General features: G+C 73.9%; 14 protein-coding genes and 1 riboswitch. Of the genes, 9 read left to right on the top strand and 5 right to left on the bottom strand.

From position 1 onward, the window contains the following. Window positions 1–41: 41 nt before the first annotated feature. Complete coding sequence (locus tag MMF93_RS04960) at window positions 42–1478, top strand: GuaB1 family IMP dehydrogenase-related protein (protein ID WP_242749846.1); 1437 nt, start codon at window positions 42–44, stop codon at window positions 1476–1478. A 97-nt stretch (window positions 1479–1575) separates the two neighbouring features. Then, on the top strand, window positions 1576–2277 hold the full coding sequence (locus MMF93_RS04955; protein ID WP_242749845.1) for a class I SAM-dependent methyltransferase: 702 nt from the start codon (window positions 1576–1578) through the stop codon (window positions 2275–2277). Here MMF93_RS04955 and MMF93_RS04950 read toward each other — a convergent pair. Beyond that, a complete protein-coding gene (locus MMF93_RS04950; protein ID WP_341483234.1) occupies window positions 2270–3274 on the bottom strand; it encodes an SGNH/GDSL hydrolase family protein in 1005 nt (334 codons plus the stop codon). The two genes, MMF93_RS04955 and MMF93_RS04950, sit on opposite strands and share 8 nt — an antisense overlap. A 58-nt stretch (window positions 3275–3332) precedes the next feature. Between MMF93_RS04950 and MMF93_RS04945 the strand changes: the two genes are divergently transcribed. The 3 genes from MMF93_RS04945 (at window position 3333) to MMF93_RS04935 (ending at window position 6538) form a co-directional block, all read left to right on the top strand. Beyond that, a complete protein-coding gene (locus MMF93_RS04945; protein ID WP_114024687.1) occupies window positions 3333–3797 on the top strand; it encodes an Lrp/AsnC family transcriptional regulator in 465 nt (154 codons plus the stop codon). A gap of 161 nt (window positions 3798–3958) precedes the next feature. Continuing rightward, the gene (locus tag MMF93_RS04940) at window positions 3959–4726 is read left to right on the top strand and encodes a carbon-nitrogen hydrolase family protein (protein WP_242749844.1); all 768 of its coding nucleotides are present in this window, start codon (window positions 3959–3961) and stop codon (window positions 4724–4726) included. Window positions 4727–4801: 75 nt separating this feature from the next. Next, window positions 4802–6538, top strand: coding sequence for a flavin monoamine oxidase family protein (locus MMF93_RS04935; RefSeq protein ID WP_242749843.1), 1737 nt, complete (start codon window positions 4802–4804; stop codon window positions 6536–6538). Window positions 6539–6574: 36 nt separating this feature from the next. On the opposite strand, the gene MMF93_RS04930 is transcribed toward MMF93_RS04935, so the two are convergent. The 4 genes from MMF93_RS04930 to MMF93_RS04915 all read right to left on the bottom strand — a co-directional run bounded on the left by MMF93_RS04930 (window position 6575) and on the right by MMF93_RS04915 (window position 11607). Further along, entirely contained in the window at window positions 6575–7504 is a 930-nt protein-coding gene (locus MMF93_RS04930) for a TIGR03619 family F420-dependent LLM class oxidoreductase (RefSeq protein WP_242749842.1), read from the bottom strand. 126 nt (window positions 7505–7630) lie between these two features. Beyond that, entirely contained in the window at window positions 7631–8338 is a 708-nt protein-coding gene (locus MMF93_RS04925) for a DUF5995 family protein (RefSeq protein WP_242749841.1), read from the bottom strand. 101 nt (window positions 8339–8439) lie between these two features. Beyond that, complete coding sequence (locus MMF93_RS04920) at window positions 8440–9819, bottom strand: uracil-xanthine permease family protein (RefSeq protein WP_242749840.1); 1380 nt, start codon at window positions 9817–9819, stop codon at window positions 8440–8442. A gap of 444 nt (window positions 9820–10263) precedes the next feature. Further along, window positions 10264–11607, bottom strand: a complete 1344-nt coding sequence (locus tag MMF93_RS04915) for an MFS transporter (RefSeq protein ID WP_242749839.1) — start codon at window positions 11605–11607, stop codon at window positions 10264–10266. Window positions 11608–11972: 365 nt separating this feature from the next. Then, window positions 11973–12103, top strand: a riboswitch (FMN riboswitch). A gap of 149 nt (window positions 12104–12252) precedes the next feature. Here MMF93_RS04915 and ribD point away from each other — a divergent pair. The 4 genes from ribD (at window position 12253) to MMF93_RS04895 (ending at window position 16368) form a co-directional block, all read left to right on the top strand. Then, window positions 12253–13509, top strand: coding sequence for a bifunctional diaminohydroxyphosphoribosylaminopyrimidine deaminase/5-amino-6-(5-phosphoribosylamino)uracil reductase RibD (gene ribD / locus MMF93_RS04910; RefSeq protein WP_423835353.1), 1257 nt, complete (start codon window positions 12253–12255; stop codon window positions 13507–13509). After that, window positions 13510–14166 (top strand): riboflavin synthase, encoded by a 657-nt coding sequence (locus MMF93_RS04905; protein WP_242749838.1) that lies wholly within the window; start codon window positions 13510–13512, stop codon window positions 14164–14166. It begins immediately after the preceding gene. Then, window positions 14163–14846 (top strand): nicotinamide mononucleotide transporter family protein, encoded by a 684-nt coding sequence (locus MMF93_RS04900; RefSeq protein WP_242749837.1) that lies wholly within the window; start codon window positions 14163–14165, stop codon window positions 14844–14846. The genes MMF93_RS04905 and MMF93_RS04900 overlap by 4 nt, the downstream gene beginning before the upstream one ends. Before the next feature lie 64 nt (window positions 14847–14910). Further along, window positions 14911–16368 (top strand): bifunctional 3,4-dihydroxy-2-butanone-4-phosphate synthase/GTP cyclohydrolase II, encoded by a 1458-nt coding sequence (locus MMF93_RS04895; protein ID WP_242749836.1) that lies wholly within the window; start codon window positions 14911–14913, stop codon window positions 16366–16368. The last annotated feature ends 18 nt before the right edge of the window (window positions 16369–16386 follow it).

Genomic DNA, 16386 nt, shown 5'->3' with positions numbered 1-16386 from the left:
CCCCTCTCGCATGGATGTGCGGACGTGGGAGACTGAAGTACGTGCGTTTTCTCAATGATCAGCGGCCCCCGTACGACCTGACGTACGACGACGTCTTCATGGTGCCGAACCGCTCGGCGGTCGGTTCCCGGCAGGGCGTGGACCTCTCCTCGCCCGACGGCACGGGCACCACCATCCCCCTGGTGGTCGCCAACATGACCGCCATCGCCGGACGCCGTATGGCCGAGACCGTGGCTCGCCGCGGCGGGCTCGTGGTGATCCCCCAGGACATCCCGATCGACGTCGTCACCGAGGTCATCGGCTGGGTCAAGCGGCGCCACCACGTCCTCGACACCCCCATCACGCTCGCCCCCACCCAGACGGTCGCCGACGCGCTCTCGCTGCTGCCCAAGCGTGCACACGGCGCCGGCGTCGTGGTGCGGGACGGGCGGCCCGTCGGTGTCGTCACCGAGTCCGATCTGACCGGCGTCGACCGCTTCACCCAGCTCTCGGAGGTCATGACCAGCGAACTGCTCGTCGTCGACGCGGACATCGACCCCCGTGACGCCTTCAACCGGCTCGACGCCGCGCACCGCAAGTTCGCGCCGGCCGTCGGTCCCGACGGCAAGCTGGCCGGCATCCTCACCCGCAAGGGCGCGCTGCGGGCCACCCTCTACAGCCCCGCCGTCGACGCGGAAGGCGCCCTGCGCGTCGCCGCCGCCGTCGGTATCAACGGCGACGTGGCGGCCCGTGCCCGTGCGCTGCTGGACGCGGGCGTCGACACCCTCGTGGTGGACACCGCCCACGGCCACCAGGAGGGCATGCTCGAAGCCCTCAAGGCCGTCCGCGCCCTCGACCCGGCCGTTCCGGTCGTGGCCGGCAACGTCGTGGCCGCCGAGGGCGTGCGCGACCTGATCGAGGCGGGTGCCGACATCGTCAAGGTCGGCGTCGGCCCCGGTGCCATGTGCACCACCCGCATGATGACCGGCGTCGGGCGGCCGCAGTTCTCCGCCGTCCTGGAGTGCGCCGCCGAAGCCCGCAGGTTCGGCAAGCACGTGTGGGCCGACGGCGGTGTGCGGCACCCCCGCGACGTCGCCATGGCGCTCGCCGCCGGAGCCTCCAACGTGATGATCGGCTCCTGGTTCGCCGGCACCCACGAGTCCCCCGGCGACCTCCAGCAGGCCGCCGACGGGCGCCTCTACAAGGAGTCGTTCGGCATGGCCTCGGCCCGCGCCGTGCGCAACCGCACCCAGGAGGAGTCGGCCTACGACCGTGCCCGCAAGGGCCTGTTCGAGGAGGGCATCTCCACCTCCCGGATGTTCCTCGACCCGGCCCGCCCCGGCGTCGAGGACCTGATCGACTCCGTCATCGCGGGCGTCCGCTCGTCCTGCACCTACGCGGGCGCCGGCACGCTGGAGGAGTTCGCGCGGAAGGCCGTCGTCGGCGTCCAGAGCGCCGCGGGGTACGCGGAGGGCAAGCCGCTGCACGCCAGCTGGTGACCGCGTCCGCCACCGGCGCCGCACCCCGGGCAGGGGCGCGGCGCCGACCGTGTCCGAGGGCTTCCGCCCCACTCCGGTGCGTGATCGGATGACGTGCGTGAGCACCTACACGCGCCATGCGAACACGGGCACAGGGCCTGGCGAGATCACCCCGGACGGCTGCGCCGTGGAGGTCTACGCCCGGCTGCCGGAGAGCGGCGAGACCGACATCGTCGCCTCGGCGGTGGCCGAGTCCCGCGGGCTGACCCTGCTCGAACTCGGTGCGGGCTCCGAGCGGATGACCCGCCCCCTGGTCCGGCGCGGCTTCCGGGTGACCGCCGTCGACGAGTCGCCTGGCATGCTCGGGATGGTCGAGGACGCCCGCACCGTGTGCTCGGCCATCGAGGACCTCGCTCTCGGCGAGCGCTTCGACGTCGTCACCCTCACGTCCTTCCTCGTCAACACCGCCGACGACGATCTGCGCACCGGGCTGCTCGACGCCTGCGCCCGGCACGTCGCCTCCGACGGCTGCGTCGTCATCCAGCGCCAGCACGACAGCCGCCACGAGGACGTCAGGCCGGGGCACGGCTGGCACGCGGGCGGCATGACCGTCACCACCACGGACGTCGAGCAGGTCGGCGACGGCCTCACGCGCTCCCGCGTGGAGTACACGAGCGAGGGGCTGACCTGGGTGCAGACGTACTACTCGCGCCTGCTGACCGAACCCATCTTCGCCGAGACGCTCTCCGCCGCCGGGCTGCGCGTCGACCGCTGGCTGACGGAGCGGCACGACTGGGTCCGCGCCGTACCGGTCAGCTGAAGAACCCGTTCCCCGACGGCACGTCCAGCTCGTCGCGCAGGGCGCGGACCACCGCCGAGGCGACCAGCGCGTGTCCCGCGTCGTCGGGGTGCACGCCGTCCACCAGGTGTCCTGGGCCGATCAGACCGGCTCCCGGCAGCAGCGCGAGCCGGTCGTCGCCCGCCGCGATCCGGGCCCGTACGGCCTCTTCCATCGCCGTGCGCAGGCCGGCCAGGGTCGCGCCCAGGGCGTTCGGCTCGCGCTCGGCCTCCGGACGCGGCAGCGCAGAGACCACCAGCAACGGCGTACGGGGGTGCCCGGCGCGCACCAGACGCAGGAAAGCCGTGACGGTCTCGCCCATCAGCCCCGTCGAATACGGCACGCCCGTCCAGCAGTTGCAGCCGAACGCCAGGGTCAGCACCGAGCCGGGGAGGCCCGCCAACTGCTCGGCGCTCGCCAGCTCCCCGTGCGCCGACCCTGTGTAGCCCAGATTGACGGTGTCCAGGCCCAGCGTGCGGCCCGCGACCGCGGGCCAGCCCAGCGAGGGCGCCGACGCCGACCAGCCCTCCGTGATCGAGTCCCCGTACACCAGCCAGCGGGGCCGCCGCGGCGCGGGCTCTGCGCCGCGCACCCCCAGCAGCACCGGCGCGTACCCCTCCGGCGGGTACAGCACTCCGGGGCCGCCCGGCCAGTCCACGCGCAGCACCCTCGCGCCCTCCCGCGGGGTCTCCGGGACGGCGGTGATCCTCTCGCCGTCCCGCAGCGCCTCCCACAGCCGGCTTCCCTCCCGCAGCGCGTCCACGGTGCCCAGGGCGGCCGCACGGTAGCGCACCTCGAACGGGCCCCGCGCGACGAACTCCAGCCGCACCCCCACCGGCATCCGGGCGCGGGCCCAGGTCGCGACCGGCAGCCGGGCCGCGTCCGCCGGGTCGGCGCGCACGCACCGGTCGCCATCCCACCAGGCCACGCCCCTCAGGAACGGCCCTGCGTCCTGCCACCCGCCCATCTCTTCCGGCACCCTCGCCCGTCCTTCCGGCCGTTCCGCGGCCCCGGTTCCCTCGTGTTCTACTGGCGCCGTGCCACAGAACGATCTCGACACCCTCGACGAACGCATCGTCCACGCCCTCGCCGAGGATGCCCGCCGCACCTACGCCGACATCGGAGCCGAGGTCGGCCTGTCGGCGCCCGCCGTGAAGCGGCGCGTGGACCGGCTGCGGGAGCGCGGCGCGATCACCGGGTTCACCGTACGGGTCGATCCGGCCGCCCTGGGGTGGCAGACGGAGGGCTTCATCGAGATGTACTGCCGTTCCCGGACGGCGCCCGAGGACATCCGCCGGGCGCTCGCGCGCTATCCCGAGGTGGCCTCGGCCTCCACCGTGACCGGGGACGCCGACGCGCTCGTGCAGGTGTTCGCGGCGGACATGCGGCACTTCGAGACGGTACTGGAGAGGATCGCGGGCGAACCCTTCGTCGACCGCACCAAGTCGGTGCTGGTGCTCTCCCCCCTGCTGCGCCGCTACAACGCGGGCCCCCCGCTGTAGGAGTGCCCCGGCCCCCGGACGGAGTGCGGGGAGGGGCGGGGCGCTCCCACACGGCCGCGCAACAGAACGTCTGCCCCCGCGCAGATCGCGCAACAGATGGAGGGTGAGCCCGCAAGATCGGCAGCTTGCCGCCCGCAAAGGCGCTCCGTAGCGTCGAAGGCGTGCGTATAGCCCTCCATCAGACCCGGTCCGCGGGCCTGGACTCCCTCGACGGCGCGGCCCGCGAAGCAGCGGCGCGCGGCGCCCGGCTGCTGCTCACCCCTGAGCTCTCCCTCACGGGGTACGTCCTCGGCGCCCCGGCGCGGTACGCGGAGCCGGCGGACGGCCCCAGCGCGGCGGCGGTCTCCCGCATCGCCGCCCGCCACGGGGTGGCTGTCGGCTACGGCTACCCCGAGCGGGGCGAGGACGGCGCCGTCCACAACACCGCCGGGCTCGTCGGCCCGGACGGCGAGACCCTCGCCACCTACCGCAAGACGCACCTGTACGGCCCCTACGAGACCGAGCACTACACGCCCGGGGCCCGCCTGCTGGTCCAGGCGCGGCTGGAGGGGCTGACGTTCGGTCTGCTGATCTGCTACGACGTCGAGTTCCCCGAGGCCGTCCGCGCGCACGCCCTCGCGGGCACCGACGTGCTGCTCGTGCCGACCGCGCTGATGCGCCCCTACGACACCGTGGCCACGACGCTCGTTCCCGCGCGGGCCGTGGAGAGCCAGCTCTACGTCGCCTACGCCAACCGCGTGGGCTGCGAGGGGGAGTTCGACTTCGCCGGGCGCAGCGCTCTGGCCGCTCCGGACGGCACGGTGCCGGCCCGCGCCGACGGTGCCTCGCAGACGCTGCTGGTGGCCGACGCCGACCCGGCGCTGCTGGCCGCGTCCCGCGAGCGCAACCCGTATCTCGCCGACCGCCGCCCCGAGCTGTACCCGGCCTGAGACCCTCCACGCCCGCCCCGGGGCGTCGCCCCGCCCCTACCCCTTGCCAGGCCCGTCCCCCAGGAGCACCTCCGCATGACTTCCACCGTGCCCACCGCTGCCCACGAGCAGGACGAGCGGCAGCCCGCAGGTGAGACGCGAGCGCAGCGTCCGCTCACGATGTTCGGCCCCGACTTCCCGTTCGCCTACGACGACTACCTGGCGCACCCGGCGGGTCTGGGCGCGGTGCCGCCCACCGCGCACGGCAGCGAGGTCGCCGTCATCGGCGGCGGCCTGTCGGGCCTGGTGGCGGCGTACGAGCTGATGAAGATGGGGCTCAAACCCGTCGTGTACGAGGCCGACCAGCTCGGCGGCCGGCTGCGCACCGCGGCGTTCGAGGGCGGCGACCCGTCGCTGCGCGCGGAGATGGGCGCCATGCGCTTCCCCCCGTCCTCGACCGCGCTCCAGCACTACATCGACCTCGCCGGGCTGGAGACCACGCCGTTCCCCAACCCGCTGGCGCCCGACACCCCCTCCACCGTCGTGGACCTCAAGGGCGAGTCGCACTACGCCCGTACGCTGGAGGACCTGCCGCCCGTCTACCACCAGGTGATGGAGGCGTGGAACGCCTGCCTGGAGGAGGGCGCCGACTTCTCCGCGATGCAGCGGGCGATACGCGAGCGGGACGTGCCCCGCATCCGCGAGATCTGGTCCCGGCTGGTGGAGAAGCTGGACAACCAGACCTTCTACGGCTACCTGTGCGACTCCCCGGCCTTCTCCTCCTTCCGGCACCGCGAGATCTTCGGCCAGGTCGGCTTCGGCACCGGCGGCTGGGACACCGACTTCCCCAACTCGATCCTGGAGATCCTGCGCGTCGTCTACACCGGCGCCGACGACGACCACCGCGGCATCGTCGGCGGCAGCCAGCAGCTGCCGCTGCACCTGTGGGAGCGCGAGCCCGGCAAGCTCGTCCACTGGCCGCAGGGCACCAGCCTGGCCTCGCTGCATCCGGGCGGCGCACCCCGCCCCGCCGTCACCCGGCTGCACCGCACCGCGGGCAACCGCATGACCGTCACCGACGCGGGCGGGAACATCCGCACCTACCCGGCCGCCGTCTTCACGGCCCAGTCGTGGCTGCTGCTCAGCCGCATCGACTGCGACGACGCGCTGCTGCCCATCGACCACTGGACGGCCGTTGAGCGCACCCACTACATGGAGTCCTCCAAGCTGTTCGTCCCCGTCGACCGGCCGTTCTGGCTCGATGAGGCTGTCGACGACAAAGGCAGGCGCACCGGCCGCGACACGATGAGCATGACGCTCACCGACCGGATGACGCGCGGCACCTACCTGCTGGACGAGGGACCCGACCGGCCCGCCGTCATCTGCCTCTCGTACACGTGGTGCGACGACAGCCTCAAGTGGCTGCCGCTGGACGCGAACGAGCGCATGGAGGTCATGCTCAAGTCGCTGGGCGAGATCTATCCCGGCGTCGACATCCGCAAGCACATCACCGGCGACCCGCTCACCGTCTCCTGGGAGGACGAGCCGTACTTCCTCGGCGCCTTCAAGGCCAACCTGCCGGGGCACTACCGCTACCAGCGGCGGCTGTTCACCCACTTCATGCAGGACCGGCTGCCCGCGGACCGGCGCGGCCTCTTCCTGGCGGGCGACGACATCTCCTGGACGGCCGGCTGGGCCGAGGGCGCCGTGCAGACCGCGCTCAACGCCGTGTGGGGCGTCATGCACCACCTCGGCGGCGCCTGCGACCCGGCCAACCCCGGCCCGGGGGACGCCTTCGAGGGGATCGAACCGGTGCTGCTGCCGGAGGACTGAACCGGCCGGACCAGGAGGCCGGGGGCGGGAGGCGGGCTACAGACCCGCCTCCGAGACCGCTTCGCGCAGCTCCTTCGCGGACTCGATCAGCTCCTGGGCGTCGCGGCACTCCAGCTGGTTGTCCAGCAGCACCTCGCTCACCCCGGCCCGCGCCGCCCCGGCCAGGTCCTCCACGATCTGCTCGACACTGCCCTGGTAGGGGCTGCGCCTCCCCTCGACGGGGCGGTCGGTGACCCGGACGAACGCCCGGACGGTCGTGGACAGTTCGGCCGGGTCGCGCCCCACCTCGCCGGCCAGTTCCCTGATGCGGGCGTGGGTGGCGACCACCTGCTCGTTGGAGACCAGCGAAGGCAGCCAGCCGTCGGCCCGCCGCACCAGCCGCCGCAGCGCACGGTCGTTGCCCGCCGCCAACAGCACCGGAACGTGGGACGCCGCAGGCTTGGGGCCCACGGCCGACGGGGTGAAGCGGGTGCGGCCGCCCTCGTAGGAGGCCGGGTCGGCACCCCAGACCTCGGCGCACACGTCCAGCAGCTCATCCAGAGCGGCGCCGCGCGAGGCGTAGTCGGCGCCCGCCGCCGCGTACTCGTCGCGCGACCAGCCCGTGCCCAGACCGGCGACGAGCCGGCCCCCGCTGGCCGCGTCCAGCGAACCCAGCGCCCGCGCCAGCAGGAACGGCGGGCGCAGCGGACCGACCAGGACGGCGGAGCCCAGCCGTACGCGCCCGGTGACGGCTGCCGCCATCGACAGGGTGACCAGCGGATCGGCGACCGACCTGAAATACGCGGACCACTCCAGACCCGGGATCAGATACATGTCGTCCACGGGCCGTTCCGGCCGCATGATCCGCTCCAGCACCCAGACGCTGTCGTACCCCATCTCCTCGGCCGCGCGCGCCACCGCCGTCACGTCCGTGGCCAGGTCGTACGTCCCCGTCTGCGGCAGTCCAAGCCCCAGTCGCAGTGCCATCTCGCCCTCCGTCAGCTGATCGCCCGTCGTCGGCGCCCCGCGCCGGGGCCGTCACCCGCGCCCGTGGTACCACCTGCCTACGCGATCAGGTCCTTCCGGGCAATGGCGCCTCCCCGGGCCCGACGCTCAGTGCCACAGCGGTGTCAGCAGGCAGCGGCCCGTCATGGCGACCGTCGAGTCCAGCCCGTCCGCCATGTCCTCCAGCAGCTCGCCGCACGTGCGCAGCCCCCACAGCGCCCGGAACGCGGCCCACGCGCCGCACCGGGCCCGCTCCAGGCTCCACGCACCGATCAGATGCGTCAGCGGATCGGCGACGTCCAGCAGGTCGGGGCCCGGCATCAGCTCCTCGCGGATGCGCTCCTCAAGACCCGTCAGCAGCTCACCGATCCGCTCGAAGTCCGTCTCCAGGGTCTCGGGACCCACCCCGAGCGCCTGACAGGTGTCCACCAGCGCCAGCGGCAGGTCGTGGCAGATGTGCGCGTTGATGCCCGCCAGGGCGAACTGGAGCGGATGCACGGACGGATGGCGACGGAACCGGAAGAGCGGACGCCAGCACGCGGGCGTGCGCAACCCCGCGGCCTCGGCGTCCACCGCGTCCAGGAAACGCCGGGCGAAGCGCGTGCCCAGCTCGCCGGTGGCGGCACGGTCGGCGAAGTGCCCCGAGACCAGCCGCCGCTCCAGCTCCTCGGTCACCGACAGATACACCCGGTCGAAGACGGCCACCCCGTCCTGGCGCGGCAGCGACGCGCCGATCTCCCGCATGCGAGCCGTCACTTCGGCGATCGACGCCGACGACACCGCGCGCTGCGCGGGTACCTGGTCCGTAGAGGTCATGCCACGCAGGGTGACAGCTGGCCACACGCCACGGGGCCAGCCCGCACCGCAGGGCCCCCGGACGGAGGACGCGCGAGCCCCCGTTCAATCGGCGCGCCGGCTCACTCCTTCTCGTCGTAGCCGCTGGTGCCCTCGTCCAGCAGCGGTTCCTGCGCCTTGAGATGCGGCGGGGCCAGTGCCTTGAGGACGTGGTAGCCGGTGAGGACGACGATCGTGCCCAGCGCGATGCCGCTCAACTCGAAGGTGTCGGTGAACTTCAGGGAGACGCCGCCGACCCCGATGATGATGCCCGCGGCCACCGGCACCAGGTTGAGCGGATTGCGCATGTCCACGCGGTTGTTGATCCAGATCTGCGCGCCGAGCAGGCCGATCATGCCGTACAGGATGACGGTGATGCCGCCGAGCACGCCGCCGGGGATGGCCGCGACGATCGCGCCGAACTTCGGGCAGAGCCCGAAGAGCAGAGCGAAGCACGCCGCCGCCCAGTACGCGGCGGTCGAGTAGACGCGCGTGGCGGCCATGACCCCGATGTTCTCCGAGTACGTCGTGGTGGCCGGGCCGCCGAATGCCGTCGAGAGCACGCTGCCCACGCCGTCCGCGGAGATCGCGGTGCCCAGCTGGTCGTCGAGCGGGTCACCCGTCATCTCGCCGACGGCCTTCACATGGCCCGCGTTCTCGGCCACCAGCGCGATCACCACCGGCAGTGCCACCAGGATCGCCGACCACGAGAAGTCGGGGCCGTGCACCGACGGCAGCCCGAACCAGTCGGCCTGCCCCACCCCGGACAGATCCAGCCGCCAGTGGTCCACGGTCTTCCCGCTCGCGTCCTGCGAGTGGATCCGGCCGAAGACCATGTCGAAGCCCCACGACAGCAGATACCCGACGACCAGCCCGAGAAAGATCGCGATGCGCGACCAGAAACCCCGCAGACACACCACGGCGAGACCGGTCAGCAGCATCGTCAGCGCAGCCGTCCACTGATCCTGCGGCCAGTAGGTGCTCGCCGTGACCGGCGCGAGATTGAAGCCGATCAGCATGACGACCGCGCCGGTCACCACGGGCGGCATCGCCGCGTGGATGATCCGCGCTCCGAACCTCCGCACCGCCACACCGACGAGGAAGAGCACGGCACCGACCACCAGGATCGCGCCGGTCACCGTCGCGCTGCTGCCGCCCTGGCCGCGGATGACGGCGGCCACGCCGACGAACGAGAGGCTGCACCCCAGGTAGCTCGGTACCCTGCCGCGGGTCGCGAGCAGGAAGAGCATCGTCGCGAACCCGGACATCATGATGGCCAGGTTGGGATCGAGGCCCATCAGGACGGGCGCCACGAAGCTGGCGCCGAACATCGCCACCACGTGCTGGGCGCCCAGGCCCGCGGTCCGCGGCCACGACAGCCGCTCGTCGGGCTTCACGACGGCACCGGGTGCGGGGACGCGCCCGTCCCCGTGCACCTTCCACCGCACGCCGAGCCCACCCATGTTCGCTCCCGCTCTGTACCTGGCCGATTCTGATCGCCCCACATCCTAGTTCGACCACCACTGCCCCCTCCCCGCCCCGGTCAGGGGGGGCGGAACAGCCCCGTCGCCCCGCCGCAGTCTTGTCCCGCCGCGAGGATGGCGTACTCCCGCCGGGATGTTCGGCGGTGTCGTACGACCGTCTGCCGGGGGTCCAGCAGGGGGCGGGGCGAGCTCCCTTGTTCCGCCGCGACGGCGGCGCACCCCCGCCGGGGTGCTCGGCGGTGCCGTACGACCGTCCGCGGGGCTCAGCAGGGGGCGGGGCGAGCCGCCTCGTCCCGCCGCAGCGGTGGTGCGCCCCCGCCGGGGGTGCCCGGCGGTGCAGACACGACCGTTCGCGGGGAGCGCCCCCAGGGGCGAAGGGATGGGAGACGGCCGGGGAAGTCGGCAGAGGCACAGTGCCGAACGTCAGGTGCGCAGAACGGTGGCCATGGCCACCAGCCCCAGCAGCAGGGCGGTGACGACGCCGAAGGAGACCGACAGCGTGGTCGTCTGGGCGATCCAGCCGACGATGGCGGGCGCGGCCAGGCCCGAGGCGTAGGCCAGGGTGGCGACCCCGGCGATGGCCTGTCCTGGCGCGGTGGCGCTGGTGCGGCCCGCCGCGGCGAAGCAGAGCGGGACCACCACGGCGATGCCGACGCCGATGAGGGCGAACCCGGCGACGGCCAGGGCAGGTGTGCGGGCGGCGACGACGAGCGCCGCGCCCAGTGCGGCGAGCACTCCGCCGCTCCGCACCGTCGCCACGGGGCCGAACCGCCGCACCACCGCGTCGCCGGACAGCCGGGCGAGGGCCATGGTGCAGGCGAACGCCGTGTACGCGGAGGCGGCGAGGCCGGGTTCGGCCCCGGTGACGTCGGCCAGGTAGATGCCGGACCAGTCCATCGAGGCGCCCTCGGCGAAGACCGCGCAGAAGCCCAGCAGCCCGATGGCCAGCGCACCGCGCGTGGGAAGCGCGAACCGGGGCGGCGCTTCGGTGCCGTCCTCGCCCCCGGTGCCGCCCTCCCCGCCGGCGGGGAGGGCCGAGGCTCCGGCAGGTGCGGCGGCGGGCTCGGTCCCGGGTGTCCAGCGCGCGGCGACCACCGCGAGCGCGGCCAGCAGTGGCGCGGCCGACGCCAGGTGGACCCGCCCGTCGAGGCCCGCGTGGGCGGCCAGTACGCCGCCGGCGCCGCCGACCAGGGTGCCCACGCTCCACAGGCCGTGCAGCCCCGACATCACCGAACGTCCGTACGCCTCCTCGACGCGTACGCCCTGGGCGTTCATGGCCACGTCCATCAGCCCGAGCCCGCACCCGTAGAGGAACAGCGTCAGGCACAGCCAGCCCAGCGCCGGTGCCAGCGGCGGCAGCGCGAGTCCCGCGCAGCAGACCAGCGACACCCAGGCGAGGGCGCGCCGCGGGCCGTACCTGTGGGCGAGGCGGGCGGAGAGCGGCATGGCGGCGGAGGCGCCCGCCGTCATGAACACCAGTGCCAGTCCCAGCCAGCCGGGGCTGAGGTCGAGGTGTTCGCGCAGCCAGGGGATGCGGGTGGCGAAGGTGCCGCTGGCCGTGCCGTGCACGGCGAAGACGACCGAGACGGCCACCCTCGCGCGCCGTACCTCGCGGCCGGGGCGTGACCTGCCGGAAGCGCCCTCTGCGGTGGCCTCCGGGCCCGCGCCGTGCGGCCGGTCGACGCCCACGGGCGCCGTCGCGCGCCGGTCGCCGGGCGTGGTGTCCGTGCTCGACTCCGGCTCCCGCCGGCTGTCGCCCGTCTGCATCCTGTCCCTGTCTCCCCTTGGCCGCCACCCGAACCCTGTGAGGCGCCGCTGCCCCGTGAGGCGCCGCTGCCCCGTGAGGCGCCGCTGCCCCGTGAGGCGCCGCTGCCCCGTGAGGCACAGCTACCCCGTGAGGCACCGTGCGGCCGGGCCGCCACCGGCGCCGGCCGAGGGGGACCCCGCCGGTGTCCCGCGCTGATCGTGCCCGGCTCGCGGTCGGTTCGAACACCAGCGCAGGGAGTGGTCACGGACGCGCTGTTTTCGGCCACTGTGAGTCAGCGCACAGCGCCCGCCCGCATGGGTCCCGCTTCCGCGTGGCAGACTTGGGGGTATCTCCCGGCCGAAGGCTGGGGGAGTACCAGTGACGTCAGCGCACTCCGGGGTCGGTGAAAGTCCGAACCGGCGGTTACAGTCCGCGACCCGACCGCAGCCAGCGGCCGGTTGACCAGGTGAGATTCCTGGACCGACGGTGAAAGTCCGGATGGGAGGCAGTGCGCGGCGGGCCGAAGCCGGTACGCCGTCCTCGTCGGCGGCCCCCCCCGGGCAGCAGCCTGAGAAGGGGTCCTCCGCCCCGGCGGGTGTCGCACCGGATGCGGGTCCGCCCTCGTCCCTCGAGGTCTCTCGAGCAAGCCCCGGAGTCTGTGCCCGATGAGGCAGGAGGACCCGGTGGCCCCCCACCCCCAGGCGCCGTCCGCGCCGCAGGCCGAGCGCGAGGCCATGCGCCGCGCGCTCACCCTCGCCGCGCGGGGGCTCGGCTCCACCAGCCCGAATCCGGTGGTCGGCTGCGTCGTTCTCGACCGTGCGGGCCGGACCGTGGGGGAGGGCTGGCACCAGCGTGCCGGCGGGCCGCACGCCGAGGTGCACGCCCTCGCCGAAGCCGGCGACGACGCGCGCGGCGGCACCGCGGTCGTCACTCTCGAACCCTGTGACCACACCGGACGCACCGGACCGTGCTCGCGGGCGCTCGTCGACGCGGGTGTCTCGCGCGTCGTCTACGCCGTCGCCGATCCCGGTCCAGAGGCCGCGGGCGGCGCCCGTACCCTCGCCGCCGCCGGTGTCGACGTCGAGGGCGGGCTGCTGGCCGACGAGGCGGCCGCGGGCAACATGGCGTGGCTGACCTCGGTGCTGCGCGGACGCCCCTACGTGACCTGGAAGTACGCTGCCACGCTCGACGGGCGCACCGCCGCTGCCGACCGCTCCAGCCGCTGGATCACCTCCGCCGAGGCCCGCGCCGACGTGCACCGGCTGCGCGCCGAGTCCGACGCGGTGCTCGTCGGTTCCGGCACGGCTCGCGCCGACGACCCGCACCTGGCCGTGCGCGGGATCCCCGGCGCCGTCCAGCCGCTCCGCGTCGTCGTCGACAGCGAGGCCGCCGCCGTCAAGGCCGGTGCGCGGGTCCTCGACTCCGTGGGGCCCACCCTCGTGGCCGTCGCCCGTGACGCGGACGCCGCGGCTCTCGAAGCCGCGCTGCGCGGCGCCGAGGGGGATGCCGCACTGCTGCGGCTGCCCCGGGCCACCGAGGGGCCCGGGCTCGACCTGGGTGCCCTGCTGGCCGCCCTGCACGCACGCGGTGTGCGCTCCGTCCTGCTGGAGGGCGGCGCCACTCTCGCCGGCGCGTTCATCGCCGCGGGGCTGGTCGACCGGGTGGTCGGCTATCTGGCGCCCGTACTGCTGGGGGCCGGGCCGCCGGCGCTGGGCGAGGCCGGAATCAGCACGATCGCGCAGGCGTTGCGGCTGACCGTGAGCGAGACCGTGCGACTCGGGCCCGACCTGCGGATCACCGCCGTGGGCGGCGCGGCATCCGGGACGTCCCACGCCGCAGGCCCTGCCGCCACCGCCGCCACTGCTGTCACTTCTGCCACCGCCGGAGCGAAGAAGCCGTCCGAGCAACCAGAGGAGTCCTGAGTGTTCACCGGAATCGTGGAAGAGCTGGGCGAGGTCGTCGCCGTAGAGGACCGGGGCGAGGCGGCACGGCTGCGGCTGCGCGGGCCGCGCGTCACGGCGGACGCGGGCCACGGGGACTCGATCGCCGTCAACGGCGTGTGCCTGACCGTCGTCGAGACGAGTGACGGCGTCTTCACCGCCGACGTCATGGCGGAGACTCTGCACCGCTCCGGTCTCGGCGCGCTGAAGGCCGGCTCGCCCGTCAACCTGGAGCGCCCCATGGCGCTGGGCGGGCGGCTCGACGGCCATCTCGTGCAGGGGCACGTCGACGGCAGGGGCACCATCACGGCCCGCAGCGACGCGGACAGCGGCACCGAGATCACCGTCGGCCTGCCCGACGGGCTCGGCCGGTACCTGGTGGAGAAGGGCTCGATCACGGTGGACGGCATCAGCCTGACCGTGGTGGAGGCGGGCGAGGCCCACTTCACCGTCTCCCTCATCCCCACCACGCTCGCTCTGACCACGCTCGGCACCAAGCAGCCGGGCGACCCGGTGAACCTGGAGGTCGACGTCCTGGCCAAGTACGTGGAGCGGCTGATGGGCGCCGCACCCACCGGCCGGGAGACTCCGAGTGGCAGCCAGGCCCCGCACCGGGGGGAGAGGGAAGGGGCGCGGTGAACGTCTTCGAGTGGCTCAACAGCGAGGCGTTCACCGTCTTCGGGCAGCGCGTCATCTGGTCGGACATGCTGGGCAACACCATCGGGCTGCTAGCCCTCGCGCTCGGCTGGCGCCGCTCCCTCGCCACGTGGCCCGCGCAGTTCCTCTCCGGGCTGATACTCGTCGGCGCGTTCGCCTACGCGCACCTGGCCGGCGGTGTCGGCAAGCAGCTCCTGGTGATCGTGGTGGCCCTGTGGGGCTGGCGACAGTGGCGTCGCGGCAACCAGCGGGCCCAGGACGGCTCCATCGCCGTGCGGTTCGCCGGCCGGCGCGAGCGCGCGGTCCTCGCGCTGGGTACGGCGCTGGGCACGGTGGCCGTCGGCACCCTCTTCAGCCTCGTCCCGGCGCTCTCGTGGAGCCCGTGGGCCGACGCCTACATCTTCGTCGGCACGCTGGCCGCCATGGTCGCCCAGGCGCGTGGCCTGGTGGAGTTCTGGTTCGCCTGGCTGCTGGTCGACGTGGTCGGCGTACCGCTGGCCTTCAGCAGCGGGCTGGCCTTCTCGGGACTCGTCTACGTCGTCTACCTCGGCCTGGTGCTGTGGGGCCTGCGTGACTGGTGGCAGCGGTCCCGCAGCGGTGCCCGCGCCCCGGCGGGAACCCGTAAGGAGCCCGCGCTGGGCCCGAGCGGAGCCGCGCTGTGAACGTCGCCGCGGACAGGCCGGCGCACCGCGAGCCGGCGCCCTGCAAGGAAGAAGGAGCGCGCTGATGACCTCTCTCCCCAACCGGCACGACGTGCCGGCCCCCGCCGCGGGCGCCGCCTCGCAGCCCGGCCGGACGGCCGGTCGAGCCGACCCCCTTCCGACCGCCGGCGAAGCCGACCCCCTTCCGACCGCCGGCGCAGCCGACCCCCTTCCGACCGCCGGCGCAGCCGGCGGCGGAGCGCACCTCGACCTCGTCCTCGACCCGGTCGAGGAGGCGGTCCGCGACCTCGCGGAGGGCCGTCCCGTCGTGGTCGTGGACGACGAGAGCCGGGAGAACGAGGGCGACCTGGTGGTGGCCGCCGAGCTGATCACGCCCGAGCTCGTCGCCTTCATGATGAGCGAGTGCCGGGGGCTGATCTGCACCCCGATGGAGGCCGCCGACCTCGACCGGCTGTCCCTGCCGCAGATGGTCGCCGAGAACACCGAGTCGATGGGCACCGCCTTCACCGTGTCCGTGGACGCGACCGGTGCGCACGGCGTCACCACCGGGATCTCCGCGGCCGACCGCGCCGCCACGATCCGGCTGCTCGCCGCCGCCGAGGCCACCGCCGAGGACTTCGTGCGTCCCGGGCACGCCTTTCCGCTGCGGGCCAGGCCGGGCGGCGTGCTGGCGCGGACCGGGCACACCGAGGCGGGTGTCGACCTGGCCAGGCTCGCGGGGCTGCGGCCCGCCGCGGCCATCGTCGAGATCGCGGGCGAGGACGGTGCCATGCTGCGGCTGCCCGAGCTGGTGCCGTTCGCGCGCAAGCACGGGCTGCGGATCATCTCCATCGAGGACCTGGTCGCCTACCGGCGCAGTGCCGAGCCGACGGTGCGCCGCGAGGCCGCCACCCGGCTGCCCACCCGGCACGGCGAGTTCCGCGCCTACGGCTACCGCTCGACCGTCGACGGGGTCGAGCACATCGCACTGGTGACCGGCGACATCGCGGGGCCCACCGCGTCCGGCGGCGCCGTCGGCGGCGAGGACGTGCTCGTGCGGGTGCACTCCGAGTGCCTGACCGGGGACGTCTTCGGCTCCCAGCGCTGCGACTGCGGGCCCCAGCTGGAGGCCTCACTCGAACGTGTCCAGGAAGAGGGCCGCGGCATCGTGCTCTACCTGCGGGGCCACGAGGGGCGCGGCATCGGGCTGCTGTCCAAGCTGCGCGCGTACGAGCTGCAGGAACACGGCCGCGACACCCTCGACGCCAACCTCGAACTCGGCCTCCCCGCGGACGCGCGCGACTACGCCGCGGCCGCGCAGATCCTCACCGACCTGGGCGTGCGGTCGCTGAGGCTGCTGACGAACAACCCCGACAAGACCGCGGCGCTGCTGCGCCACGGGCTCCGGGTCACAGGACGGGAGCCCATGCCCGTGCAGGCGGGCGAGCACAACCTGCGCTACCTGCGGACCAAGCGCGACCGCATGGGACACGACCTGCCCTGGCTGGACGCGGACCGCACCTCACCCTGCGGCACGCAGTAGCGGCCGCGCGGTACCGAC

Source organism: Streptomyces tubbatahanensis, from assembly GCF_022699385.1.
Classification (GTDB): Bacteria; Actinomycetota; Actinomycetes; order Streptomycetales; family Streptomycetaceae; genus Streptomyces; species Streptomyces diacarni.
This window is presented reverse-complemented; position numbering and strand designations above follow the sequence as displayed.